At 61.7% G+C, this 20,019-nt stretch carries 24 protein-coding genes and 1 pseudogene; 13 read left to right on the top strand and 12 right to left on the bottom strand.

The features are described from left to right. The first annotated feature begins 34 nt into the window (after window positions 1-34). A complete protein-coding gene (locus SynA1524_RS00070; RefSeq protein ID WP_186498417.1) occupies window positions 35-628 on the top strand; it encodes an RNA recognition motif domain-containing protein in 594 nt (197 codons plus the stop codon). 5 nt (window positions 629-633) lie between these two features. Here SynA1524_RS00070 and dusA read toward each other — a convergent pair whose 3' ends face one another. Further along, window positions 634-1,626, bottom strand: a complete 993-nt coding sequence (gene dusA, locus SynA1524_RS00075; protein ID WP_186498418.1) for a tRNA dihydrouridine(20/20a) synthase DusA — start codon at window positions 1,624-1,626, stop codon at window positions 634-636. 41 nt (window positions 1,627-1,667) lie between these two features. Here dusA and msrB point away from each other — a divergent pair, with 41 nt between their 5' ends. The 6 genes from msrB to rsgA all read left to right on the top strand — a co-directional run bounded on the left by msrB (window position 1,668) and on the right by rsgA (window position 6,449). Beyond that, complete coding sequence (gene msrB, locus SynA1524_RS00080; RefSeq protein ID WP_186498419.1) at window positions 1,668-2,174, top strand: peptide-methionine (R)-S-oxide reductase MsrB; 507 nt, start codon at window positions 1,668-1,670, stop codon at window positions 2,172-2,174. Next, on the top strand, window positions 2,101-3,423 hold the full coding sequence (locus SynA1524_RS00085) for a BaiN/RdsA family NAD(P)/FAD-dependent oxidoreductase (protein ID WP_186498420.1): 1,323 nt from the start codon (window positions 2,101-2,103) through the stop codon (window positions 3,421-3,423). Before msrB ends, SynA1524_RS00085 begins: the two co-directional genes overlap by 74 nt. A gap of 100 nt (window positions 3,424-3,523) precedes the next feature. Further along, entirely contained in the window at window positions 3,524-4,180 is a 657-nt protein-coding gene (grpE, locus tag SynA1524_RS00090) for a nucleotide exchange factor GrpE (protein ID WP_186498421.1), read from the top strand. Continuing rightward, window positions 4,180-5,313, top strand: coding sequence for a molecular chaperone DnaJ (dnaJ, locus tag SynA1524_RS00095; protein WP_186498422.1), 1,134 nt, complete (start codon window positions 4,180-4,182; stop codon window positions 5,311-5,313). Before grpE ends, dnaJ begins: the two co-directional genes overlap by 1 nt. Beyond that, window positions 5,313-5,543 (top strand): sulfurtransferase TusA family protein, encoded by a 231-nt coding sequence (locus SynA1524_RS00100; RefSeq protein ID WP_186498423.1) that lies wholly within the window; start codon window positions 5,313-5,315, stop codon window positions 5,541-5,543. Before dnaJ ends, SynA1524_RS00100 begins: the two co-directional genes overlap by 1 nt. A 6-nt stretch (window positions 5,544-5,549) precedes the next feature. After that, window positions 5,550-6,449 carry a ribosome small subunit-dependent GTPase A gene (gene rsgA / locus SynA1524_RS00105; RefSeq protein ID WP_186498424.1) on the top strand — a complete coding sequence of 300 codons (900 nt, stop codon included), beginning with the start codon at window positions 5,550-5,552 and terminating at the stop codon, window positions 6,447-6,449. Here the strand turns inward: rsgA and SynA1524_RS00110 are convergent. Genes SynA1524_RS00110 through murC form a run of 3 tightly spaced genes read right to left on the bottom strand, consistent with a single transcriptional unit; the run spans window position 6,424 to window position 9,092 of the window. Further along, complete coding sequence (locus SynA1524_RS00110; protein ID WP_011126905.1) at window positions 6,424-6,765, bottom strand: YbaB/EbfC family nucleoid-associated protein; 342 nt, start codon at window positions 6,763-6,765, stop codon at window positions 6,424-6,426. The two genes, rsgA and SynA1524_RS00110, sit on opposite strands and share 26 nt — an antisense overlap. A 24-nt stretch (window positions 6,766-6,789) precedes the next feature. Beyond that, window positions 6,790-7,689, bottom strand: a complete 900-nt coding sequence (gene murB, locus SynA1524_RS00115; protein ID WP_186498425.1) for a UDP-N-acetylmuramate dehydrogenase — start codon at window positions 7,687-7,689, stop codon at window positions 6,790-6,792. Further along, window positions 7,689-9,092 (bottom strand): UDP-N-acetylmuramate--L-alanine ligase, encoded by a 1,404-nt coding sequence (murC, locus tag SynA1524_RS00120; protein WP_186498426.1) that lies wholly within the window; start codon window positions 9,090-9,092, stop codon window positions 7,689-7,691. Before murC ends, murB begins: the two co-directional genes overlap by 1 nt. Window positions 9,093-9,264: 172 nt before the next feature. Between murC and gap the strand changes: the two genes are divergently transcribed. Further along, window positions 9,265-10,290, top strand: a complete 1,026-nt coding sequence (gene gap / locus SynA1524_RS00125) for a type I glyceraldehyde-3-phosphate dehydrogenase (RefSeq protein ID WP_186498427.1) — start codon at window positions 9,265-9,267, stop codon at window positions 10,288-10,290. Between the two features lie 66 nt (window positions 10,291-10,356). Here gap and thiL read toward each other — a convergent pair whose 3' ends face one another. Continuing rightward, window positions 10,357-11,343, bottom strand: coding sequence for a thiamine-phosphate kinase (thiL, locus tag SynA1524_RS00130; RefSeq protein ID WP_186498428.1), 987 nt, complete (start codon window positions 11,341-11,343; stop codon window positions 10,357-10,359). After that, window positions 11,340-12,416: a peptidylprolyl isomerase gene (locus tag SynA1524_RS00135; RefSeq protein WP_286188606.1), complete on the bottom strand. Its 1,077-nt coding sequence runs from the start codon at window positions 12,414-12,416 to the stop codon at window positions 11,340-11,342. Before SynA1524_RS00135 ends, thiL begins: the two co-directional genes overlap by 4 nt. A gap of 65 nt (window positions 12,417-12,481) precedes the next feature. On the opposite strand from SynA1524_RS00135, the gene efp reads away from it, so the two are divergent. Together efp and accB are read left to right on the top strand one after the other, a co-directional pair. Continuing rightward, a complete protein-coding gene (gene efp / locus SynA1524_RS00140; RefSeq protein ID WP_186498430.1) occupies window positions 12,482-13,045 on the top strand; it encodes an elongation factor P in 564 nt (187 codons plus the stop codon). Then, window positions 13,042-13,515, top strand: a complete 474-nt coding sequence (gene accB / locus SynA1524_RS00145; RefSeq protein ID WP_186498431.1) for an acetyl-CoA carboxylase biotin carboxyl carrier protein — start codon at window positions 13,042-13,044, stop codon at window positions 13,513-13,515. The genes efp and accB overlap by 4 nt, the downstream gene beginning before the upstream one ends. On the opposite strand, the gene pdxA is transcribed toward accB, so the two are convergent. The 3 genes from pdxA to SynA1524_RS00160 all read right to left on the bottom strand — a co-directional run bounded on the left by pdxA (window position 13,512) and on the right by SynA1524_RS00160 (window position 16,217). Further along, window positions 13,512-14,534: a 4-hydroxythreonine-4-phosphate dehydrogenase PdxA gene (pdxA, locus tag SynA1524_RS00150; RefSeq protein ID WP_186498432.1), complete on the bottom strand. Its 1,023-nt coding sequence runs from the start codon at window positions 14,532-14,534 to the stop codon at window positions 13,512-13,514. The genes accB and pdxA overlap by 4 nt on opposite strands. 166 nt (window positions 14,535-14,700) lie before the next feature. After that, complete coding sequence (locus tag SynA1524_RS00155) at window positions 14,701-15,606, bottom strand: SDR family oxidoreductase (protein ID WP_186498433.1); 906 nt, start codon at window positions 15,604-15,606, stop codon at window positions 14,701-14,703. A 209-nt stretch (window positions 15,607-15,815) separates the two neighbouring features. Beyond that, window positions 15,816-16,217, bottom strand: a complete 402-nt coding sequence (locus SynA1524_RS00160; protein WP_186498434.1) for an HNH endonuclease — start codon at window positions 16,215-16,217, stop codon at window positions 15,816-15,818. A gap of 147 nt (window positions 16,218-16,364) precedes the next feature. Here SynA1524_RS00160 and SynA1524_RS00165 point away from each other — a divergent pair, with 147 nt between their 5' ends. Then, a complete protein-coding gene (locus SynA1524_RS00165; protein ID WP_186498435.1) occupies window positions 16,365-17,984 on the top strand; it encodes a DEAD/DEAH box helicase in 1,620 nt (539 codons plus the stop codon). Here SynA1524_RS00165 and SynA1524_RS00170 read toward each other — a convergent pair. The 3 genes and pseudogenes from SynA1524_RS00170 to SynA1524_RS00180 all read right to left on the bottom strand — a co-directional run. Further along, a complete protein-coding gene (locus SynA1524_RS00170; RefSeq protein ID WP_286188607.1) occupies window positions 17,939-18,349 on the bottom strand; it encodes a tetratricopeptide repeat protein in 411 nt (136 codons plus the stop codon). The genes SynA1524_RS00165 and SynA1524_RS00170 overlap by 46 nt on opposite strands. Next, a complete protein-coding gene (locus SynA1524_RS00175) occupies window positions 18,309-18,734 on the bottom strand; it encodes a DUF6554 family protein (RefSeq protein ID WP_186498436.1) in 426 nt (141 codons plus the stop codon). Before SynA1524_RS00175 ends, SynA1524_RS00170 begins: the two co-directional genes overlap by 41 nt. Window positions 18,735-18,780: 46 nt before the next feature. Continuing rightward, a pseudogene (locus SynA1524_RS00180) lies at window positions 18,781-19,293 on the bottom strand (AbrB family transcriptional regulator); the annotation flags it as partial. Between the two features lie 71 nt (window positions 19,294-19,364). On the opposite strand from SynA1524_RS00180, the gene SynA1524_RS00185 reads away from it, so the two are divergent. After that, a complete protein-coding gene (locus SynA1524_RS00185) occupies window positions 19,365-19,691 on the top strand; it encodes a chemotaxis protein (protein ID WP_286188608.1) in 327 nt (108 codons plus the stop codon). Window positions 19,692-19,729: 38 nt separating this feature from the next. Then, window positions 19,730-19,963: a DUF8683 family protein gene (locus tag SynA1524_RS00190; protein ID WP_186498438.1), complete on the top strand. Its 234-nt coding sequence runs from the start codon at window positions 19,730-19,732 to the stop codon at window positions 19,961-19,963. Window positions 19,964-20,019: the final 56 nt, after the last annotated feature.

Consider the following 20,019-nt stretch of genomic DNA (forward strand, 5'->3'; position numbering starts at 1 on the left):
TTCGGTTGTTTTTCGTACTCGGTCCACTCAGAACGTGAGCATTTTTGTCGGCAACCTTCCCTTCCGCGCTGAGCAGGAGGATGTCATTGAACTGTTTGCCCAGTTCGGCGAAGTCGCTAACTGTGCGCTTCCCCTGGAGCGGGACACCGGCCGTAAGCGCGGTTTCGCATTTGTCGAGATGGCGGATGAAGCTGTCGAAGACGCGGCGATTGAAGGGCTTCAGGGTGCCGAGCTGATGGGCCGCCCCCTTCGGATCAATAAAGCTGAGCCACGGGGCAGTGCTCCTCGTGGTGGCGGCGGTGGTTACCGAGGCGGCGGTGGCGGTGGTGGTCGCGATGGCGGCAGCGGTTATGGCGGTGGCGGCGGTGGTTACCGAGGCGGCGGTTATGGCGGTGGCGGCGGTGGTTATGGCGGTGGCGGCGGTGGTTACCGAGGCGGCGGTGGCGGTGATGCTGGTGATCGTCCTTCCGGTGCCCGTGGCTGGGAAGATCGGAGCTATGGCGCCCGTGACAGCGGTGGTGAAGGTGGTGGCGGTTACGACGATGGCCGCAGCCGTCGTCGTCGCGGCTCATCCGGTGGCGGCGGTGGCGGTGATGACTATTCCGGTTACGGAGGTGCTGAGGGCTGATCCCCTCAGAGGCCGGCCTCGCGCAACTGCCGGCCGGCCTCTTCCAGCACTGTGAGATCGGCTCCAGGCCGTTGAGCTCGTTCACCCAGCTCACGCCGCCAGTGCCTGGCTCCTCGCACACCTTCCACCATTTGCACCAGGTGGCGACAAAGATCCCAGAGTCGACCACCACGACTGAGGTGGGCAGCAGCATGGGGCAGCAGACCGGTCACCACATCGGAGGCAAGAACATCTCGGGGTGGTTTGCCGAAGACGAGGTGGTCCATCGCTGCCCATCGCAGGGGATGGGAGTAGGCCGCCCGGCCCACCATGGCTCCATCGCAGCTTTCTAGAGCCTTCAAGCAGTCTTTAGGTGACTCCAACCCTCCGTTCAGTTCGATGGTGAGGTGAGGTCGTCGTTGCTTCAGTGCCTGCACGCGGTCGTGTTGCAGCGGTGGGATTGTTCGGTTCTGTTTGGGGTCCAGACCGTCCAGCCAGGCTTTGCGGGCATGCACGGAAAAACGGTTTGCTCCGGCGCTCGCCACCCGATCCACGAAGGCGGTTAAAAGATCATCGCTGTCGAGATCATCGATGCCGATGCGGTGTTTGACTGTCACCGGGAGGGACGTGGCGTTGGACATCGCTTCGACGCAGCGAGCCACGAGGTCTGGCTCCGCCATCAGGCAGGCACCAAAGTTGCCGGCCTGTACTTTCTGGCTCGGACAGCCAATGTTGAGGTTGATCTCGTCGTAGTTCCAGTCGCTGGCCAGCCGTGCGGCATCAGCCAGAAGGGTCGGATCGTCTCCTCCCACCTGCAGGGCGATCGGATGCTCGACGGCATCAAAATCCAGCAGCTTGTCGCGGCGGTGTGTGTGGTGCAGAGCCTGAGCCACCACCATTTCGGAATACAGCAGGGCATGGCGACTGATCTGCCGCATCAACACGCGGAAGTGTCGGTCCGTGCAATCCAGCATCGGCGCCACGCTGAAGCGGTAGGCAGCGGTTTCGGTGGCGGTCATGGATCCATTAGAACCCTCAGCGACGACCGTTAAAAGCTGCGATGCCCGTTAGTGCTGTTTACCTGTCTCGCCGTTCCCTGTTGTTGGGCTCCATCGCCGGAGTGTTTGGCAGCAGTTGGTGGCCGCGGCCTGTGCTGGCTGCATCCAAGGCTGCTGATGCAACCTGGGATCTCACTACAGAGCAGTGGCGTCAGCGGTTGTCTACCGAGGCCTATGACGTGCTCCGCAACGAAGGCACTGAGCGTCCTTTCACCAGTTCGCTGAATGCCGAGAAGCGCAGCGGCACGTATCACTGCGCCGGTTGCGATCAGCCGTTGTTCTCCTCGGAGGCGAAGTTCGACAGCGGCACCGGTTGGCCCAGCTTCTGGCAGCCCTTGCAGGGTGCGATTGCGACGAAAGTAGATTTCAAATTGATCATTCCCCGTACGGAATACCACTGCAGCCGCTGCGGTGGTCACCAGGGCCATGTGTTCAATGACGGACCCCGACCAACGGGTAAGCGCTACTGCAACAACGGCGTTGCCCTTGTCTTCCTACCCGCTGGCTGAAGTTGATCTGCTGGTGGTCGGTGGCGGCGCTGCCGGTTTTATGGCGGCGATTACAGCCGCTGAAGCGGGTCTGCAGCGCGTGCTGGTCCTGGAAGCCACGGCCGAGCCACTCACGAAGGTTCGGTTGAGTGGTGGTGGTCGCTGTAATATTACCCACGCTTGTTGGGATCCTGGCGAGCTGGTGGGCCACTACCCCCGTGGCCAGCGCCCCCTGCGGGGGCCGTTCAGCCGCTTTGCCAGTGGTGATTCCGTTACATGGTTTGCCGACCGTGGCCTGGATCTGGTGGAAGAAGACGATGGCCGAATGTTTCCTCAGGCCAATCGCTCCTCCGCGGTGGTGGATTGCCTCAGGACGGCTGCGCGACGGTCTGGGGTTCAGTTGATCACCGGTTCTCCCGTTCAGTCATTGACTGGTGCTCTCAGCGATGGATTTGTTGCCTCCTGCCGAGGTGGTGGCGTGTTTCACGCCCATCGTGTGCTGTTGGCTACGGGTGGTCACCCCAGCGGACGACGGTTGGCGGCGCAGTTGGGGCATCGGCTGATTCCCCCTGTGCCTTCGTTGTTTTCACTGACGTTGGATGCTCCCCAGTTGCAGGGTTGCGCTGGTGTTGCTCTTAATGATGTGCTCCTCACGCTTGAGGTGGGTGGGGAGCGATTCCGGCAGACCGGTCGGGTCCTGATCACTCACTGGGGCTTGAGTGGTCCGGCCACGTTGCGGCTTACGGCGTTTGCGGCTCGAGCCCTTCAGGCATCGCGATATCGAGCGACCTTAAACGCGAGCTGGTGCAGTGGTTGGTCCCAGGCGAACCTGCTGGCGGCGTTGCGAGAGCAACGAACCAAGGCCGCACGCCGCACGCTGGCTGCTTCACGACCACTTGCTACTCATCTGCCTCGACGTTTGTGGATGTCGATGTTGAGGGAGGTTGGCGCTGCTGCTGATCAGCGTTGGGCGGACTGTCCAGCGAAGGTGGAACAAGGTCTGCTCGATCAGCTACAGCTCTGTCGGTATCCCGTGAAGGGTCGCGGTCCTTTCGGGGAGGAATTCGTAACCGCCGGCGGTGTTGATTTGGGTGAGGTCAATCTGGCCACGATGGAGAGCCGATGTTGCCCTGGCCTGCATCTGGCAGGTGAGCTGATGGATGTGGATGGTGTGACGGGGGGATTCAACTTCCAGCACTGTTGGACCAGTGGTTGGCTCGCTGGCCAGGCTGCGGCAAAGCAGGTCACTGGATCTGATCGAACACCGTGAACATCGGCAGGTCATCTGATGGAGGTGCGGGCTTCCGCAGCTTGTGTGAGGTGAACGTCGCCCTTCAACATGTCTAAGCAGCAATTCCCCAGCGGTCAGCATGAGCGGCGAGGCTTCCACCCCAGCGCAGGATCCGAGCGTTGAGCCGTTGGATGCGGCATCCGCTGCCACGGAACCCGAGGTGGTTTCCACGGACACGCCGGCTGAGGGTTCCCTGACCGACCCGGCCGAACGTCTTCAGCAGCTTGAGCAGGAATTGCACAGCCTGAAGCAGGAGCACGAGACGCTGCAGAGCCAGTACATGCGCATCGCAGCGGATTTCGACAACTTCCGCAAGCGACAGAGCAGGGATCAGGACGACATCCGTCAGCAGCTGGTCTGCTCCACCCTCAGCGAGATCCTGCCTGTGGTGGACAACTTTGAGCGGGCGCGGCAGCAGCTGAATCCTGAGGGTGAAGAGGCGCAGGCGCTGCACCGCAGTTACCAGGGTCTCTACAAGCAATTGGTTGATGTGCTGAAGCAGCAAGGCGTGGCTCGCATGGAGGTGGTTGGTCAATTGTTTGATCCCACCCTTCACGAAGCGGTGCTTCGCGAAGAAAGCACCGAACAGCCGGAAGATGTCGTAATCGAAGAGCTGCAGCGCGGGTATCACCTCAACGGCAAGGTTCTCCGCCATGCCCTGGTGAAAGTGTCGATGGGTCCAGGTCCGTCGGCGGATGCTGAGGGTGCTGCCTCGGCTGACGCGGAGGCGTCCTGATGGCGGACTATTACGACCTGCTGGGGGTCGGACGGGATGCCGATGCCGATGCGCTGAAGCGGGCTTATCGCAGCAAGGCACGTAAGTACCACCCGGACATCAACAAGGAGCCTGGAGCGGAAGACCGTTTCAAGGAGATTGGTCGTGCCTACGAGGTGCTGAGCGACCCCCAGACCCGTGCCCGTTACGACCAGTTCGGTGAAGCTGGTCTCGGGGGTGCCGCCGGCGCTCCCGATATGGGGGACATGGGTGGTTTCGCCGACCTGTTCGAGACCTTCTTCCAGGGCTTCGGAGGTCCCGGTGGTGCTGCCGGCGGTCGCTCCGGACGTCGCGGACCTCAGCAGGGGGATGACCTCCGCTACGACCTCACGATCGATTTCGAGCAGGCGGTCTTCGGTCAGGAACAGGAGATCAAGATCCCCCATCTCGAAACCTGTGACACCTGCGGTGGCAGCGGAGCCAAGGCAGGTAGTGGTCCCACCACCTGCGGCACCTGCGGAGGAGCCGGTCAGGTGCGGCGGGCGACCAGGACACCTTTCGGAAGCTTCACGCAGGTGGCGGAATGCCCCAATTGCGGTGGAACCGGGCAGGTGATCGCTGATCCCTGCAACGCCTGCGGCGGACAGGGTGTGCATCAGGTGCGCAAGAAATTGCGCATCAACATTCCGGCTGGGGTGGACACGGGAACCCGCCTGCGGGTTTCCGGAGAAGGCAATGCCGGTCTGCGTGGGGGCCCGTCCGGCGATCTCTACGTCTTCCTCACGGTCAAGTCACATCCAAGGCTGCGCAGGGATGGGCTCAACATCCTGTCGACCGTGAACGTCAGTTATCTGCAGGCCATCCTGGGGGACTCGATCGAAGTGGAAACCGTCGATGGCAATACAGCTCTGGAGATTCCACCGGGCACCCAGCCCGGTAGCGTGTTGACCTTGGCCAACAAGGGCATTCCCAAGTTGGGGAACCCCGTGGCCCGCGGGGATCAAAAGGTGCACGTGACGGTGCAGCTCCCCACCCGTCTGTCGGATCCCGAACGGAAGCTGCTCGAGGAGTTAGCGGGACATCATTCTGCTCGAGGCAAGCAGCACCACCACCACAACAGTGGTTTGTTTGCTCGACTGTTCGGTCAGAAGTGATGGGGTCATCCCGCTCCCTGGACTTACGCGGCACCCCCTGTCCGGTGAATTTCATCCGATGCAAATTGGCGCTTGAGTCACTCCAGGCCGGTGATCAGCTTCAGGTGCATCTGGATCGGGGGGAACCGGAAGCGATGGTGATCCCTGGGCTCAAGGACGCTGGTCATCGGGTGGAGGTCACCGCCGAGGATGTGGCCTGGGTGGCCTTGGAGATCACCTGTGCTGGTTGAGCTGTCGTGAGTGAAGCGGCCGGCATCGTGGTGGCGTTGCAGGCCAACTATCTGGACGTGGAACTGGATCAGGCGCCTGAGCAGGGTCCCTCGCGACTGCTCTGCACCCGCCGCACGCGCCTCAGTCACCGGGGAGAAGCGGTTCACGTCGGAGATCGCGTGCGGGTGGAGGCCATCGATCCTGTTCAGGCCCGTGCGGTGGTGTCTGGGGTTGAGCCGCGCAGCAGCTGGCTGACCCGTCCCCAGGTGGCCAATGTCTCGCTGGTGGTGGTGGCGCTTGCCGTCGATCAGCCGGCTTTTGATCCTGATCAGGCCAGCCGGTTTCTGTTGACTGCAGAACGCACGGGATTGCCTGTCCAGCTCCTGCTGACCAAAGGTGATCTCGTGGAGGAGGACCAACGCTCCGATCTGGTTGAGCGATTGATGGGATGGGGTTACGACGCTTGGGTGGTCTCCAGCCAAACCGGCGCGGGAATTGATGCATTGCGCCAACGGTTGCAGGACACCGAGCTGGCGGTGCTCTGTGGTCCCTCTGGGGTGGGCAAGAGCAGCGTGCTCAACCGGTTGATGCCCCACTTGGCCCTGAGGGTTGGTGCGGTGTCCGGTCGACTGCAGCGGGGTCGCCACACCACCCGTCATGTGGAGCTGTTCCCAATTGCCCCTGGCGCTCGAGTGGCGGATACCCCTGGATTCAATCGACCTGATCTGCCGGATGATCCTTCGGAACTGGGGGTGTTGTTTCCTGAATTGCGTACCCAGCTGAGCCCCTGGCCCTGTCGATTCCGCAACTGCCTGCACAGGCAGGAACCAGGCTGTGGGATCAACAGGGATTGGGAGCGGTTTGCGTTTTACGAGGACGCTCTCCAGGAATGCTCTGACCTCAGCCGCCCATCCCGGGCAGGTTGAGATTCAGTCCACCGGTGAGCTCTTCCATCCGCCCCTTCATCGTGGCGGTGGATTGTTCATAGGCCGCTTGGAGTGCTTCCAGCGTGGCCGCTTCACAGGTTTCCTGACCGGCGCTCAGCAGTTCGGGATCCAGGCGCACCCGCAGGGGCTGTTGATTACCGGAAAGCCAAACGCTGGCCCGACCGTCAGCACTCTTGCCCTCAATTTCCATGCCGTCTAGTTCGTCCTGGAGCGCTTGTGCGTTCTGCTGAATCTCCTGTGCTTTCTTGAAGGCTTCGGTGAGCTGGCCGAAATTGGGTAGTCCGAACCCTGCCATGGTGCTGTTGACGGAGTCGGCAGGTTAAGCGGCTTCGGTGAATCCAAGGCGTTTCACTTCGGGATGAAGGCGCACGGCATGGGCTGCCTCCACCTGTTGCTGGACGCTTTGAATCAGTTCATCAATGTTGGCCGCCGTTGCAGCACCGGTGTTGACGATGAAGTTGGCGTGAAGGGTGGAGACTTCGGCACCGCCGATGCGACTGCCCTTCAGCCCGAGACCTTCGATCAACCGGCCTGCTTTTAAGGGTTCTGGGTTGCGAAACACGCTGCCGCAACTCGGTTGTGTGTAGGGCTGGGTGCTGGTGCGATGGCTGAGGTTGCCGCTGGTAATGCGGGTGATCTCCTCAGGGTCATGGCCTGGGTCAAGGCGGAAGCGGGCGGACAGCACCACCAACTCCTCGTCTTGCAGACGGCTGTGGCGGTAATCGAAGTCCAGCTCGTCGCGGCTGAGTTCAAAGCTCTCGCCCCCATCAAGCGGAGCAACGCGGACCGATTCCAGCCACTCCGCTGTGCAGCCCCCCTGCGCACCCGCATTCATCACCGCGGCCCCGCCCACGGTGCCAGGAATGCCCACGGACCAGGCAAGACCATTCAGCCCAGCGCGTGCGGCACGGCGGGCCAAGGTTGGGATCGGTTCCCCCGCCAGGGCTTCCACCACGCCGTTGTCTGCGTTCAAGGACGCTCCTTGCAGCTTACGCAGGCTGAGAGTCAGGCCCGGCAGTCCGTCGTCATGAATCAGCAGATTGGAGCCGGCGCCGATCACACGGCAGGGGAGGTGCTCCTGTTGGGCCCATTGCAGAGCTTCCAGGGTCTCGTCCAGCGACGCGGGCTCCAGCAGCCATTGGGCCGGACCGCCCACCCGCCAGGTGGTGAAGTCCGCCAGGGGGATGCTGGATCGCAGGGCAAGGCGTGTGCTGAGCATCAGGCCGCTAACCGTGGCCAGAGGCCATTGACATCCCCAGCGCCCATGGCCAGTACCAGGTCCTCACGCCGGCTGCGGGTTTTGACCAATTGGGTGAGATGGTCGAGGTTGTCAGCCACGGCAATTTCGAGATCCGGCTTGAGCTCCTGGATCCGATCGGCCAGGATCTGGCTGCAAACCCCCCTCAACGGTTCTTCGCCGGCGCTGTACACCGGCGCCAGCAGCAGGGAATCACAGTTCTGCAATGCACTGGCAAACGACTCGAGGAACTCCTGGGTGCGGCTGTAGCGGTGAGGCTGAAACACAGCAAGCAACCTTTGCGGCGGGCTGGGCAACGGGCTGCGGCCACTGCTCACCATCAGTTGCGCCATAGCCAAGGTGGCCTTCACCTCACTGGGATGGTGGGCGTAGTCGTCGACGATGTGTCGACCCTCCCAGGTGCCCCGCAGATCAAAACGACGGCCGGGCGGTTTCAAGGCGGTTAGTCCCTTCACCAGCCGCTCGAAAGGCACACCTTCCATTCGGCAGGCTGCCAACGCTCCAGCTGCGTTGCTGAGGTTGTGCAACCCAGGCAGGGGCAGCATGAAGTCCCCAACCGGCGCGCCGTTTTCGTAAAAGCGCGCGTGGCAGCGATCGCCATCCAGTTGGAGCGGCAGGGCTGCGAAATCCACGCCATCGGCGCAGGTCACAGACCACCAGGCATCGGGCTGGATGTGTTCCTTGAGGATGAGGCAGTCACGGTTAGCCAGCACCTGGTCGCAGCCGTCGGCGAAGCGCCGCATCGTGATGATTAAGTCATCCAGACCGTTGTAGTGGTCGGTGTGGTCGAGCTCAAGATTGGTGATCAAACCCAGCTGAGGACGGAACTTCACCAACGAGCCGTCGGATTCATCGGCTTCGGCCACCAGCAGCCGGCCGTGACCAGCATGACCATTACTGCCGAGGCAGGGGACGATGCCGCCAATGATGGCTGTGGGATCTTCTTCGGCCTCCATCAAGAGGGTGGTGATCAAGGTGCTGGTGGTGGTCTTTCCGTGGCTGCCAGCCACGGCGATCGAGGCTTGTTGATCGATCAGCGCAGCCAGCAGATCCGAGCGATGCCAGATCTCCAGTCCGGCATCACGGGCGCGTCTCAGTTCCGGATTACTGGTGGGAATCGCTGTTGAAATCACAACGATGGGTCTGCGGCCGTCGCTGAGGAGTGTTTCGATCGTCGCTGCGGTCTGTTCATGGACGATCGTCACACCGAGCTGCGTTAGCTGACGGGAGGTTGGTGTGTCCCGTGGATCGGATCCGCTCACCGGATGCCCACGATCAACAAGGATTTTGGCCAGAGCAGACATTCCAATCCCGCCGACGCCAATGAAATGCACGGGGTGCTGGCGCTCAAGCGGACGGGACAAGGATCGGCATCAGAGGCACGAAAGATAAGTCAGTTCAGAGGTTGCGTCCTCCCTGGATTGAGACGGATCGGATCGGCTTTGCGGTTGAGCTCCAAAAGAAAAAACTCAGATTTTTGGCCAATTTCTGTATGATCGGCGGCCAAAACCCTTACGCGGCAATCCCGCTCCTGCCATGACCCTGCGCGTTGCGATCAATGGATTCGGCCGAATTGGTCGCAATGTGATGCGGGGTTGGCTGAGCCGCGGAGCAGATACCGGACTCGAGATCGTGGGGATGAATTCCACCTCTGATCCCAAGACCAGCGCTCACCTGCTGACCTACGACTCGATCTTGGGCAAGCTCGATCCCAGCGTCAAGATCGAAACCACCGATGACACCATGGTGGTCAACGGCAAGGAGATCAAGTTCTTCGCTGACCGCAACCCCCTGAACTGCCCTTGGAAGGACTGGGGTGTCGACCTGGTGATCGAATCCACCGGTGTGTTCAACACCGACGAAAAAGCCAGCATGCATATCGAGGCAGGCGCCAGCAAGGTGATCCTGACTGCCCCTGGCAAAGGTGATGGCGTCGGCACCTTCGTGGTGGGCGTCAATGACGATCAGTACCGCCATGAGGACTGGAACATCCTCTCCAACGCCAGCTGCACCACCAACTGCCTGGCCCCCATCGTCAAGGTTTTGGATCAGAACTTCGGCCTCGACTGGGGTCTGATGACCACCATCCACAGCTACACCGGCGACCAGCGGATCCTGGACAACAGCCACCGTGACCTGCGCCGTGCCCGTGCTGCTGCTCTCAACATGGTTCCCACTACCACCGGTGCGGCCAAGGCTGTGGCCCTGGTTTACCCCGAGGTGAAGGGCAAGCTCACCGGTTTCGCCATGCGCGTACCCACCCCCAACGTCTCTGCCGTTGACCTCACCTTCGGACCGTCCCGTGCCACCAGCGTTGACGAAGTGAAGGCTGTGATCAAGGCCGCTTCCGAGAACGGCATGAAGGGCATCATCAAGTACAGCGACCTCCCCCTGGTTTCCACCGATTACGCCGGCACCAACGAATCCACCATTTTTGATGCCGACCTCACTTACGCCATGGGCGACAAGGCTGTGAAGATCCTGGCCTGGTACGACAACGAGTGGGGCTACAGCCAGCGCGTCGTTGATCTGGCTGAAGTGGTGGCCCGGAACTGGAAGTGATTAGGTTCCATTGATCCATTCATCCCTTCCTTCGGGAAGGGATTTTTTTTGGCCGATGGGCGTCCGTCAGCCCTGCGCGAAATGATCAAAGCCCTCGTCCATGACGGGGGAGTTGTCGTCACTCCATATGACGGATCCTGCAGTGTCGGTGATCCGGCCGAAGCGCTGACAGCCGGGCAAGGCCTGTTCCAGAGCATCGGCCCATGCTTCAGGGAGGCTGAGGATCAGTTCAAAATCCTCCCCGCCTGCCAGGCACCACCGCTCCCAAGGGTCCCCATTGGGCCACCCGTGAGCTTTCGGTAAACGGTTTCGGTCGAGACGTGCCCCTGTGCCACTGTTGCTGCAGAGCCCCCGAACAGCGGTCAGAAGTCCGTCGCTGCTGTCGGTTCCGCCTGCCCGCCAGGGCAGGTGAGCGGGTTTGCATGAGAGCAGTTGATTGAGGGCATCCAGCCGCGGTCGGGGTCGTTGGTGCTGGCTGATCGCTTGGCTCTGCAAAGAGGCGTTGAGGCAAGTGGCTTGAAGCTGCGGGTCGTTCTGGAGCAGCGCCAGACCCAGGCGGCTGAGGCCATGGGGCCCGCTGCTGACCAGCACGTCTCCAGGTTGGGCGGTACTGCGCAGCAGCCGCAGCGGTCCGAGACGCCCCAGGGCCGTTACCGACAGCAAGCGGCTTACGCCTGACGAACAGTCACCCCCTAGCACCGTTCCGCCGTGCTGCTGAAGAGCTGCACTGATGCCGTTGTAGACCCCCTCAACCCAACTCCACGGGGTGGTGCCCGGCGCCACCAGGGCCACGGTGATGCCGTCAACGCTCACAGCACCGCTGGCGGCTAGATCGGACAGGTTGGCGGCGACGGCGCGCCATCCCACATCGTGTGCATTGGTGGTGGCATCACTGAAGTGGATGTTATCCACCAGCACATCGGTGTTCACCAGAAGGGGTCGTGGATCTGACCCGAGGCAGGCGGTGTCGTCGTCGAGTTGCCCTGGTGGAGCGAACCGGGCCAGGCGCTTGAGCAGCTCCGCTTCCCCCAGCTCCGCCAGGGTGGGGGTCATGCGTGGCTCAACAGCCGGTCGGCGCCGTCGGTCACCGTGATCGAAACGATGGAGTCATCCACCCCAAGCTCCTCGAGCACGTCAAAACCGTCCACCACATAGCCGAAGGCAGCGTTGCGGCCGTCCACCAGGTTCAGACCTGCTGGCGTCAGTTCAGCCTCGTAGAGAAACATGAAGAACTGGGAGGAGCCATCATCCAGGGCCTGATCCGAATGGGCCCATCCCAGGGTTCCAAGGGTGGCGAAAGGAAGGGTTGGGGTGGCCTTGAACAGGCCGACATCCTCAAAGGTATCGTTGTATATGGTGTCCTCCTGTTCCGGGACGCGGATCTCAAGCGGCACGTGCCGCTCCTGTCTGGTTTTTGGGTCGATGTAACCGAGCTCCGGACCCTCCGGATCTCCGCTCTGCAGCACGTAGAAATCTTCAGCCCGGACGAAGGGAAGTCCGTCGTAAAACCCTTTCTGAGCTAAATCGACAAAGGCACCGGCGGTGAGTGGGGCGTTGTAGCCATCCACCACGGTGGTCAGATCCCCCTGGCTGGTGCTGATGGTGAGGGTGGCGCGGCCCTGCAGCCGCGGCAGCGCATCGAATTCAGAGGGGATCTCCCGCTGGAATCCATCCTCCACCAGCAGAGCTTCCACATCACCGATGCGGCTGAGGGTCTGGCGACGATCGCGGATGAAGCCAGGCTTGTCGACCTCGTTGATCCGTTCCTGCATGGCTTGCAGACCCTGATCCACCTGTTTCAGAAAGGCCTCAGCACGATCACGCCTTGAAGCGGGGACGGCTTCCAGGATGGAATTGCGGCGGGTGCTGAGCAGCGCTTCGCTGCGGGACACCGTCTTGGCAAGGGCACCCCAGCGTTTCGCACGCAGATCGTCGCTGGTGAGCTCCAGCCGATGTTGCAGTTCGCGAATGTCGTCCTGTTGGAAGGGCAGGGAATCCCGCAGGATCGCCGCCGGATCCTTCACAGCATTGCCCTGGGGCAGAGCAGCCCAGGCTGGGGCTGCCAGGTTGATCAGGGCGAAGCCGAGCAAGGCGATCAGAGCGGCCTTGAAACGCGGATGGGCCAAGGGGGAACCCCAGTGCTGACGGGACTTTGGCACAGCCGTATAGTCCGTTGAACCGTTCGGCCGGAATGATCTCCAGCAACGACTTCCGAACCGGCACCACGATTGAGATCGATGGTGCCGTCTGGCGTGTGGTGGAGTTCCTTCACGTCAAGCCTGGCAAGGGATCTGCCTTTGTGCGCTCCAAGCTCAAGGCGGTGAAGACCGGCAACGTGGTGGAAAAGACCTTCCGTGCGGGGGAGATGTTGCCCCAGGCCTTGTTGGAAAAGGCTTCTCTGCAGCACACCTACATGGAAGGTGAGGACTACGTCTTCATGGACATGTCCACTTATGAGGAGACGCGTCTCAGTGCCGATCAGATCGGGGAAAGCCGCAAATACCTCAAGGAGGGAATGGAGGTGAATGTGGTGTCCTGGAACGGCAGTCCCCTTGAGGTGGAACTGCCGAATTCCGTGGTGCTGGAGATTACTGAAACCGATCCCGGCGTGAAAGGTGACACCGCCACCGGCGGCACCAAGCCAGCCATCCTGGAAACCGGTGCTCAGGTGATGGTGCCCCTGTTCCTGTCCGTCGGCGAGAAGATCAAGGTGGACACCCGCAGCGACAGTTATCTGGGTCGCGAGAACGGATGACCATGCAGCTTGATCACGAACAACTGCACCGCCTGCTTGAGGTGCTGGGCGAGAGCGACATTCAGGAGTTTCGGCTGGAGGGTGATGACTTCCGGCTGGAGATCCGTCGCAACCTGCCGGGACAGGCCGTCATGGCCCCGGTGATGTCGGCCCCTGTGACCGCCGCCACAGCACCAGTCGCGGCTGAGCCTTCGTCGCCACCTCCTGCAGCCACAGCCACCCGCAGTGACCTGCTGGAGATCACGGCTCCGATGGTGGGCACGTTTTACCGCGCACCGGCACCGGGAGAGGCACCGTTCATTGAAGTCGGCAATCGCATTGATGTCGGCCAGACGGTGTGCATCCTGGAGGCGATGAAACTGATGAACGAGCTCGAAGCCGAAGTCAGTGGAGAGGTGGTGGAGATCCTGGTGGACAACGGCACACCAGTGGAATTCGGTCAGGTGCTGATGCGCGTGCGGCCGGCCTAGGCCGCTGTGAGATCCCAAGCCGCCTGCAGGGCCGCGATCATGCTGTCCGGTCGGGCCAAACCCTGACCAGCGATATCGAATCCTGTGCCGTGATCGGGTGATGTGCGGAGGAAGGGCAGTTCCAGGGTGGTGTTGACGGCGGCGTCAAACGCCATCAGCTTCACTGGAATCAGGCCCTGATCGTGGTACAGCGCGAGATATCCATCCGGGCCTGAGCAGTCCGGTTGGTTCCAGGCCTGAGCTGCGCTCAACCAACAGGTATCGGGCGGGACGGGGCCATCCAGCCGCACGGAAGGATGGTTCTGACGCCAGCGCTTCAGCAGTGGAGTCAGCCAGGTGTCCTCCTCCTGTCCGAGCCGACCCGCTTCACCGGCATGGGGGTTCAGACCTGCCACCACCAGATGAGGGTCGGGCCGGAACCGCCGGCAGAAGTCCAGCAGCACGTTCAGTTTGTGCTCCACCAGTTCCGGCGTCAGTGCTGCGGCGATCTGGCTGAAGGGAAGGTGCGTGGTGGCCAGCAACGTATTGAGTCTCCAGGTCCCATGTGGTGCGATGGCTGTGAACAGCATTGAGGATTGCGCTGAACCGGCGAGTTCAGCCAGCCGTTCCGTCTGCCCGGGATAGTGATGGCCTGCGGCATGCCAGAGGTGCTTAGCGATCGGTGCGGTGACCAGGGCCCGACCGTGTCCTTGCTGCACACACGCAACGGCGCGGGTCAGCCAACGGAAGCCCGCTGCGGCACCGGTTGTTGTCGGTTGTCCGGGTTGAACGGACACCTCCAGGGGTTGGTCGTCAATGATCAGCTGATCGGGATCGGCGACAGCTGTGATGCCCTGCTGCAGGAGGCGGGCGTGGGTGGCCATCAGGCTGCGACGGCAGCCGACCAGAACAGGCTGGAGTGACGCAGGAAGCCTGCTGCTCGCCAGTGCCTTGAGGGTGACCTCCATGCCGATGCCTGCGGGATCGCCAAGGGCGATCAGCAGCTGCTGGCTAGCGTTGGGGTCCAACGGTGATCGCATGGTCTGTGCTGAGACTGTTGCTTCTAGGCCTGATGCTGGTGGGTCTGGCAACAGGACTGCGCCAACAATGGTTGGTGATTGACTGGCTCAAGCTCACAGATGACCTCGGCCTTCCGGCACCTGACAACTCAGAGCCCTTTGATTTCAATCGTTTGATCATCGGCGATCAGGAGCGGGACTTAGCCTCCTCTCGCAGGCAATCCTGCAGGCCGGCTTTGAAATCCGGATGGAGCAGGACATAGCCGAGCTGTTGGCACAGCAGGGTGTTGCGTACCCGGCGGTTCTCACTCCAGAACGACCGTGCCATGGCAGACATTGAACGGCTCGCTAATTCGAACGGTTCCTCTTTGGGAAGCTCGCAGCTCAGCAGGGCTGCGCCGTATTGCAGGAGCTCCTGAGGCGCTGCAGGGCAGTTATCGCTGACATTGACGATGGCCGGCCATTGGCCTGATGTGGCCTGATGCATCAGATGCAGGCAGGCGCCGGCGATGTCATCCACATGGATGCGGCAGAACACCTGATCGGCCTTCAGAATTCGCCGTGACTTTCCGGCCCGAAGACTGTCGAGCACCGAGCGGCCGGGTCCGTAGATGCCGGGAAGTCTCAGGATCTGCACCGGGAGGCCGGAGTCCAGCCAGGCCTGTTCACAGGCGTAGCGCCGCTGACTGCGCGGCTGGCCTGGATTAGCGGGATCGTCCTCCGACACCCAGCGCCCCTGCTGATCCCCGTAGACCCCGGTGGTGGAGAGATAGCCAACCCAGGTGAGTGATCGCTCTTTCAGCTGCGACCCGAGGTGGGTGAGCACCGGGTCGTGTCCCTCGGCTGTCGGGGGAATGGTGGAGAGCACGTGGGTGATGCCGTCCAGATCGCTCGACGTTAGGATCAGCCTGGCTGTGCTGTCGAAGAGGAGATCGGCTCCTGGAGAGCTGAGGCTGCGGCGACTGCAGCGCACGGTGGTGCCGAGGGCCCTGAGCAGCCGTGTTACGTGACCACCGCTGAAACCGCCACCGAGTACCAGCACTCGTGCATCCGAGGCGAGTGGTTGGGATCGGTTGACAAGATCAGCCAGCATCAGTACACCTGTATTAGTTCGCCGCTGCCGTGATGACTGCGAGTTGTCTGCCAACCGCACCAGCTCAACGACGCGTGATTGGAACACGGGTCATTGTCGCTCTGGCTGTTCTGGTCGGAGCGATGACCTTGGCGCCGGAAGATCCTCGAGCTCAGGCGTCCATTTGCCAGCGTCACCATTCTGCTGAGGTTTGCCGTGTCTGGTGAACCTCAGGCCGGTTGATAGCTCAATTCCATGCCACCATCAGGCTTTGGCAAGGAAGCGTCCTGGGGGTGCGCCCACTGCAGCAACCGCAGGGCGAGGCGCAGATCGCCATCCATCCAGGCGCGAATGGCCATGGCACGTCTTGGGTCATAGAAGCGCTGTCGGCGGTACCAGTCGAAAACATCGGCATCGGATTTATGACCGTTGCAGGACAGGCATGCAGGGACGCAATTTTCAGTGACGCTTAAGCCACCACGGGCACGGGGGAGAATGTGATCAATGGATTCAGAAGGTTTGCCGCAATAAATGCAACTTTTACCGGTGTAAATATGGAGTGATTGTCTCCAGCGTCGGACGCGCAATTTGGGACAGAGTTCATCTAGAAAAACTGCATCCCGGTTATGCATCCGAATGTTTTCGGTTGAACAAAGTTTGCCTCGGAAGTGCCGGCCGTCAATGTGTCGAAGGCTGCATTTTTGGCGATCTTTGGCCAAAGAGTTGAAGATTTTTGCGAGCCCTTGTGTTCCACCTTAGCCAAACTAAAATGATGGTTTGTGGGGGATTGGATTTCCGATTCCGGATCGCTCTCCTGCGGGCTTGACCTCTCGGCTGCCGGACTCATCCGTGTGGTCTGTCCGTTTGACGCCGTCACCCAGGCGCAATTGCGGCGGATCCGGCCCCGTGGTCGTTGGATGGGGCCGTCCAGGGGCTGGGAGTTTCCTCTGGCGGCAGCTGAAGCATTGATCCAGGGTTTTGCGACGCGATTTCCTGTCACCCCTCAACTGCAGCAATGGCTGGAGTGGTGTCACCACCCCTTGCCGCCATTGCCTCCCCACCGTGATCTGGTGGCGGCCGCCGATCTGACGATGGCGTTGCGGGATGGCCGGCGGCCACTCCCCCATCAACGCAGTGGAGCCCGTTGGCTGCTGGCGAGACGCGGAGCTGTTCTTGCCGATGAGATGGGGCTTGGCAAAACGTTGACGGCACTGCTGGCGGTCAGAGCCATGGTCCGCTGCGCTGAGCTGAGAGTGATGGTGGTGGCGCCGGTGGGGCTGCATGCCCATTGGCGACGGGAAGCGGAGACGGTGGATCTCCAGCCGGAGTTGGTGAGCTGGGCGCGGTTGCCTGCTGAGCTTCCACCGGCTGGAACGCTGTTGGTGGTGGATGAGGCGCATTTCGCCCAATCCCTGCAGGCGAACCGCACGGCAGCCCTATTGCGGCTGGCGCGTCACCCCCGGCTACGAGCGATCTGGATGCTCACGGGCACACCGATGAAAAACGGTCGTCCGGCTCAGCTCTATCCCTTGCTTGCTGCGATGGACCATCCGATTGCCAGGGATCAACGCCAGTTTGAGGAGCGGTATTGCCAGGGGCATTGGCGTGAGCAGCGGGGGCAACGGCGTTGGCAGGCCAGTGGTGCCACCCAGCTCGAAGAATTACGCCGTCTCACACGACCACTGATCCTCCATCGCCGCAAGGCTCAGGTGCTGGAGCTGCCGCCCAAGCAACGCCGTGAGCACACCATTGCGTTGTCAGATGCCGAATCTCTTGGGTTCGACCATCGCATTGATCTGGTGGTGGACGACTTTCGGCGTAGAGCCCTCAAGGGTGAGGTGCGGTCCGATGCGGAACCGTTGGCGGTGCTGACCGCACTGCGCCGGGTTGCAGCCGAGTTCAAGCTCCCTGGGGCGGAATCCCTCCTGCGAACGCTGTTGCAAGCCGGCGAGGCGGTGGTGCTGTTCAGCGGATTTGTGGAACCGCTGCAGTTGTTGCAGCAGCGGTTGGGTGGAGCCCTGCTCACCGGTCGTCAACGGCCGGGTGAGCGGCAGCAGGCGGTGGATCGCTTTCAGCAGGGGGGAGAGGATCTGCTGCTGGCGACTTTTGGTACCGGGGCTCTTGGATTCACCCTGCACCGCGCCAGGCATGTGGTGTTGCTGGAGCGCCCCTGGACGCCGGGTGATGTGGCGCAGGCCGAAGACCGCTGTCATCGCCTGGGGATGGCAGATGAGGTGCTCACCTGTCACTGGTTGCAGCTGGGGCCGGCGGATCAGCTTGTGGATGGTTTGGTAGCCAGCAAGGCGGAACGGATTGAGATCCTGTTGGGTCCCCGTCGTTTGACGCTCGACCGTCAATCCTTGCCGTTGATGGTGCGGCGTTGTTTGCAGGTGTCCTGACGCACCGTGAGTTCATGGCGGAGCATCGGATCCGCGCGGTCATCCATGAGAGCGATGGCCTGTTCCACATCACGGCAGGCCTGGTCGTGCTGACCGAGCAGGGTCTGCACCAGCGAGCGATCCCGCCAGGGTTCCGGTTGATCCCGGAATGCTTCAACGCTGCCGTTGCAGCGTTGAAGTGCTGAATGCAGCTGATTGGATGCAAGGTCCTCCAGGCAGCTGCTGGTGGCCAGGGTCGAGTCAGGCGTTGGTTGCGGTGCGCTCTGACAGCCGCTGATCAGCAGCAGACCAAGGGCCAGTGCGAGGTGAGGACGCCAGCGGTGTTCAGTAGCTGTAACGCTCGGCCTCGCTGGCGGCGTAACCATCGCTGCTGACGGAGGTGTCGGTCTGGGTTGCCGTTGATGTGCTGCCAAGGCTTGCTGCAGTGGCGGTGGTTGCCCCGCCGAATAGATCGCCGAGGAACTGACCGCAGTCAGGGAACGTGCCGGGGTCCTTGACCACAGCTTCGGTGATCATCACAGAGGCATGTTCCGGTGATGTCTTGAACAGGCCGCTGCTCTGCCGCTTGATCAGGGCGTAGGCGGCGTTCCAGCTCACGTCATGGGCATTGCCGCTGCTGCGCATGAAGCAATACACCTGGGCACCCTTTTGTTCGTTGTCGGTGCCTGCCCATACTGCGCTGGATCCACCCAGCAATCCGACGATCACGCCGGCGCTGCACAGAATCCGATGGGCGATGGAGCGGGGCATGAAAGGACACCGTGGCTGAGTTGATCTCAAGGTATCGATGGCATGGTCACTGTCCAGAGCTGAACAGTCGGACCACCAGCGGCAAGACCAGCAGAACGGTGATCAGGCGCACCGCATGCAGTGCAGCCACGGCTGCGCCGACGCCGAATTCCGCCCCCACCAGACTCATGCCACTGATGCCGCCAGGGGCAGCTCCCAGAAGAGCGATGACGGGATCGATCCCCAGCAGGCGGCTGCTCCACAGGCCCACCACGATGCCGGTGAGTACCAGGGTGAGTGTGATCAGCAGCGCAGGCCGCCATAGCGTCTGCAATTGATCAAGGGAGGTTCGGCTGAGGCCGGTTCCGATCACGGTGCCGATTCCGATTTCCAGGGCTGTGCGGGTTCCTGATGGCCAGGAGGCCTGCTCCAGGCTGCCGCTCATGCTCAGCAGACCAGCGCCCAGGAGCGCACCGGCCAGAGGCGCGGCGGGAATCCCGCTCAGCAGCGCCAGCAACCCCACCGTCGTGCCGGCCAGCGTGTAAAGCAGCAGCGTTGCCAGAGGGGGCATCGGATGCGGTGGCGTGGGATTCCTTGATCTTGAGCCACCGACGTTCCTGTGTTGTCATCGGCGCAGTGTTGTCCCCGGCCATGACCTCATCTGTGTCGTTCAGGATCACGCGCACCGCTGAAGACCTAGCTCAGACCATCACCGCCATCACCCAGCGTTTGGTGAAATTGGAGCAACGCCAGGAAGCGTTGGAGCTTCAGGTGCGTCAGCAGTTTCAGTCCGTGCATGAGGTGCCGGACGAGGAGCTGGCCACACTCGATGGCATCGAGCAGCTGCTGCAGGAAACCCGCCAGTTGTTGCAATCCACGGACACGCTGGATTCTTCACTCGCGCTGCACCCTTCAGACCTCAGAGATGAGGCGCATGATCACCACGTCCATCACCACCACGGTGACATGGCCGCATAGGGGTGGCAGGAGGTGCCAAAATAAAAAGAAAGGCAACTATGGCCCCCACCATCCCTGCCTCAGGTGCTTGCACCGTGACCCATTCCACCACCACGCTTCACAGCATGTCCGTCGGGTCCTCCCGTTCGGGATTCATTGAAGGTGGTCACCAGCTTGAGAAACTTGAGTTTGCTTTGGCAATTGCTGAGGCACGAGGCGATATGTCGCGCTGTTCCACCCTCCGTGATCGAATTGCAGACCTTGGCGGCAATGCTGAAGAGCCGGGAACCTGACAAGCGATCAGTGGAAAGTTGAAAATTTGCCAGTTAGATTACAGGAATATTGTTCA

Origin of the sequence: Synechococcus sp. A15-24, from assembly GCF_014280195.1 — a bacterium.
In the GTDB taxonomy this organism is placed as follows: domain Bacteria; phylum Cyanobacteriota; class Cyanobacteriia; order PCC-6307; family Cyanobiaceae; genus Parasynechococcus.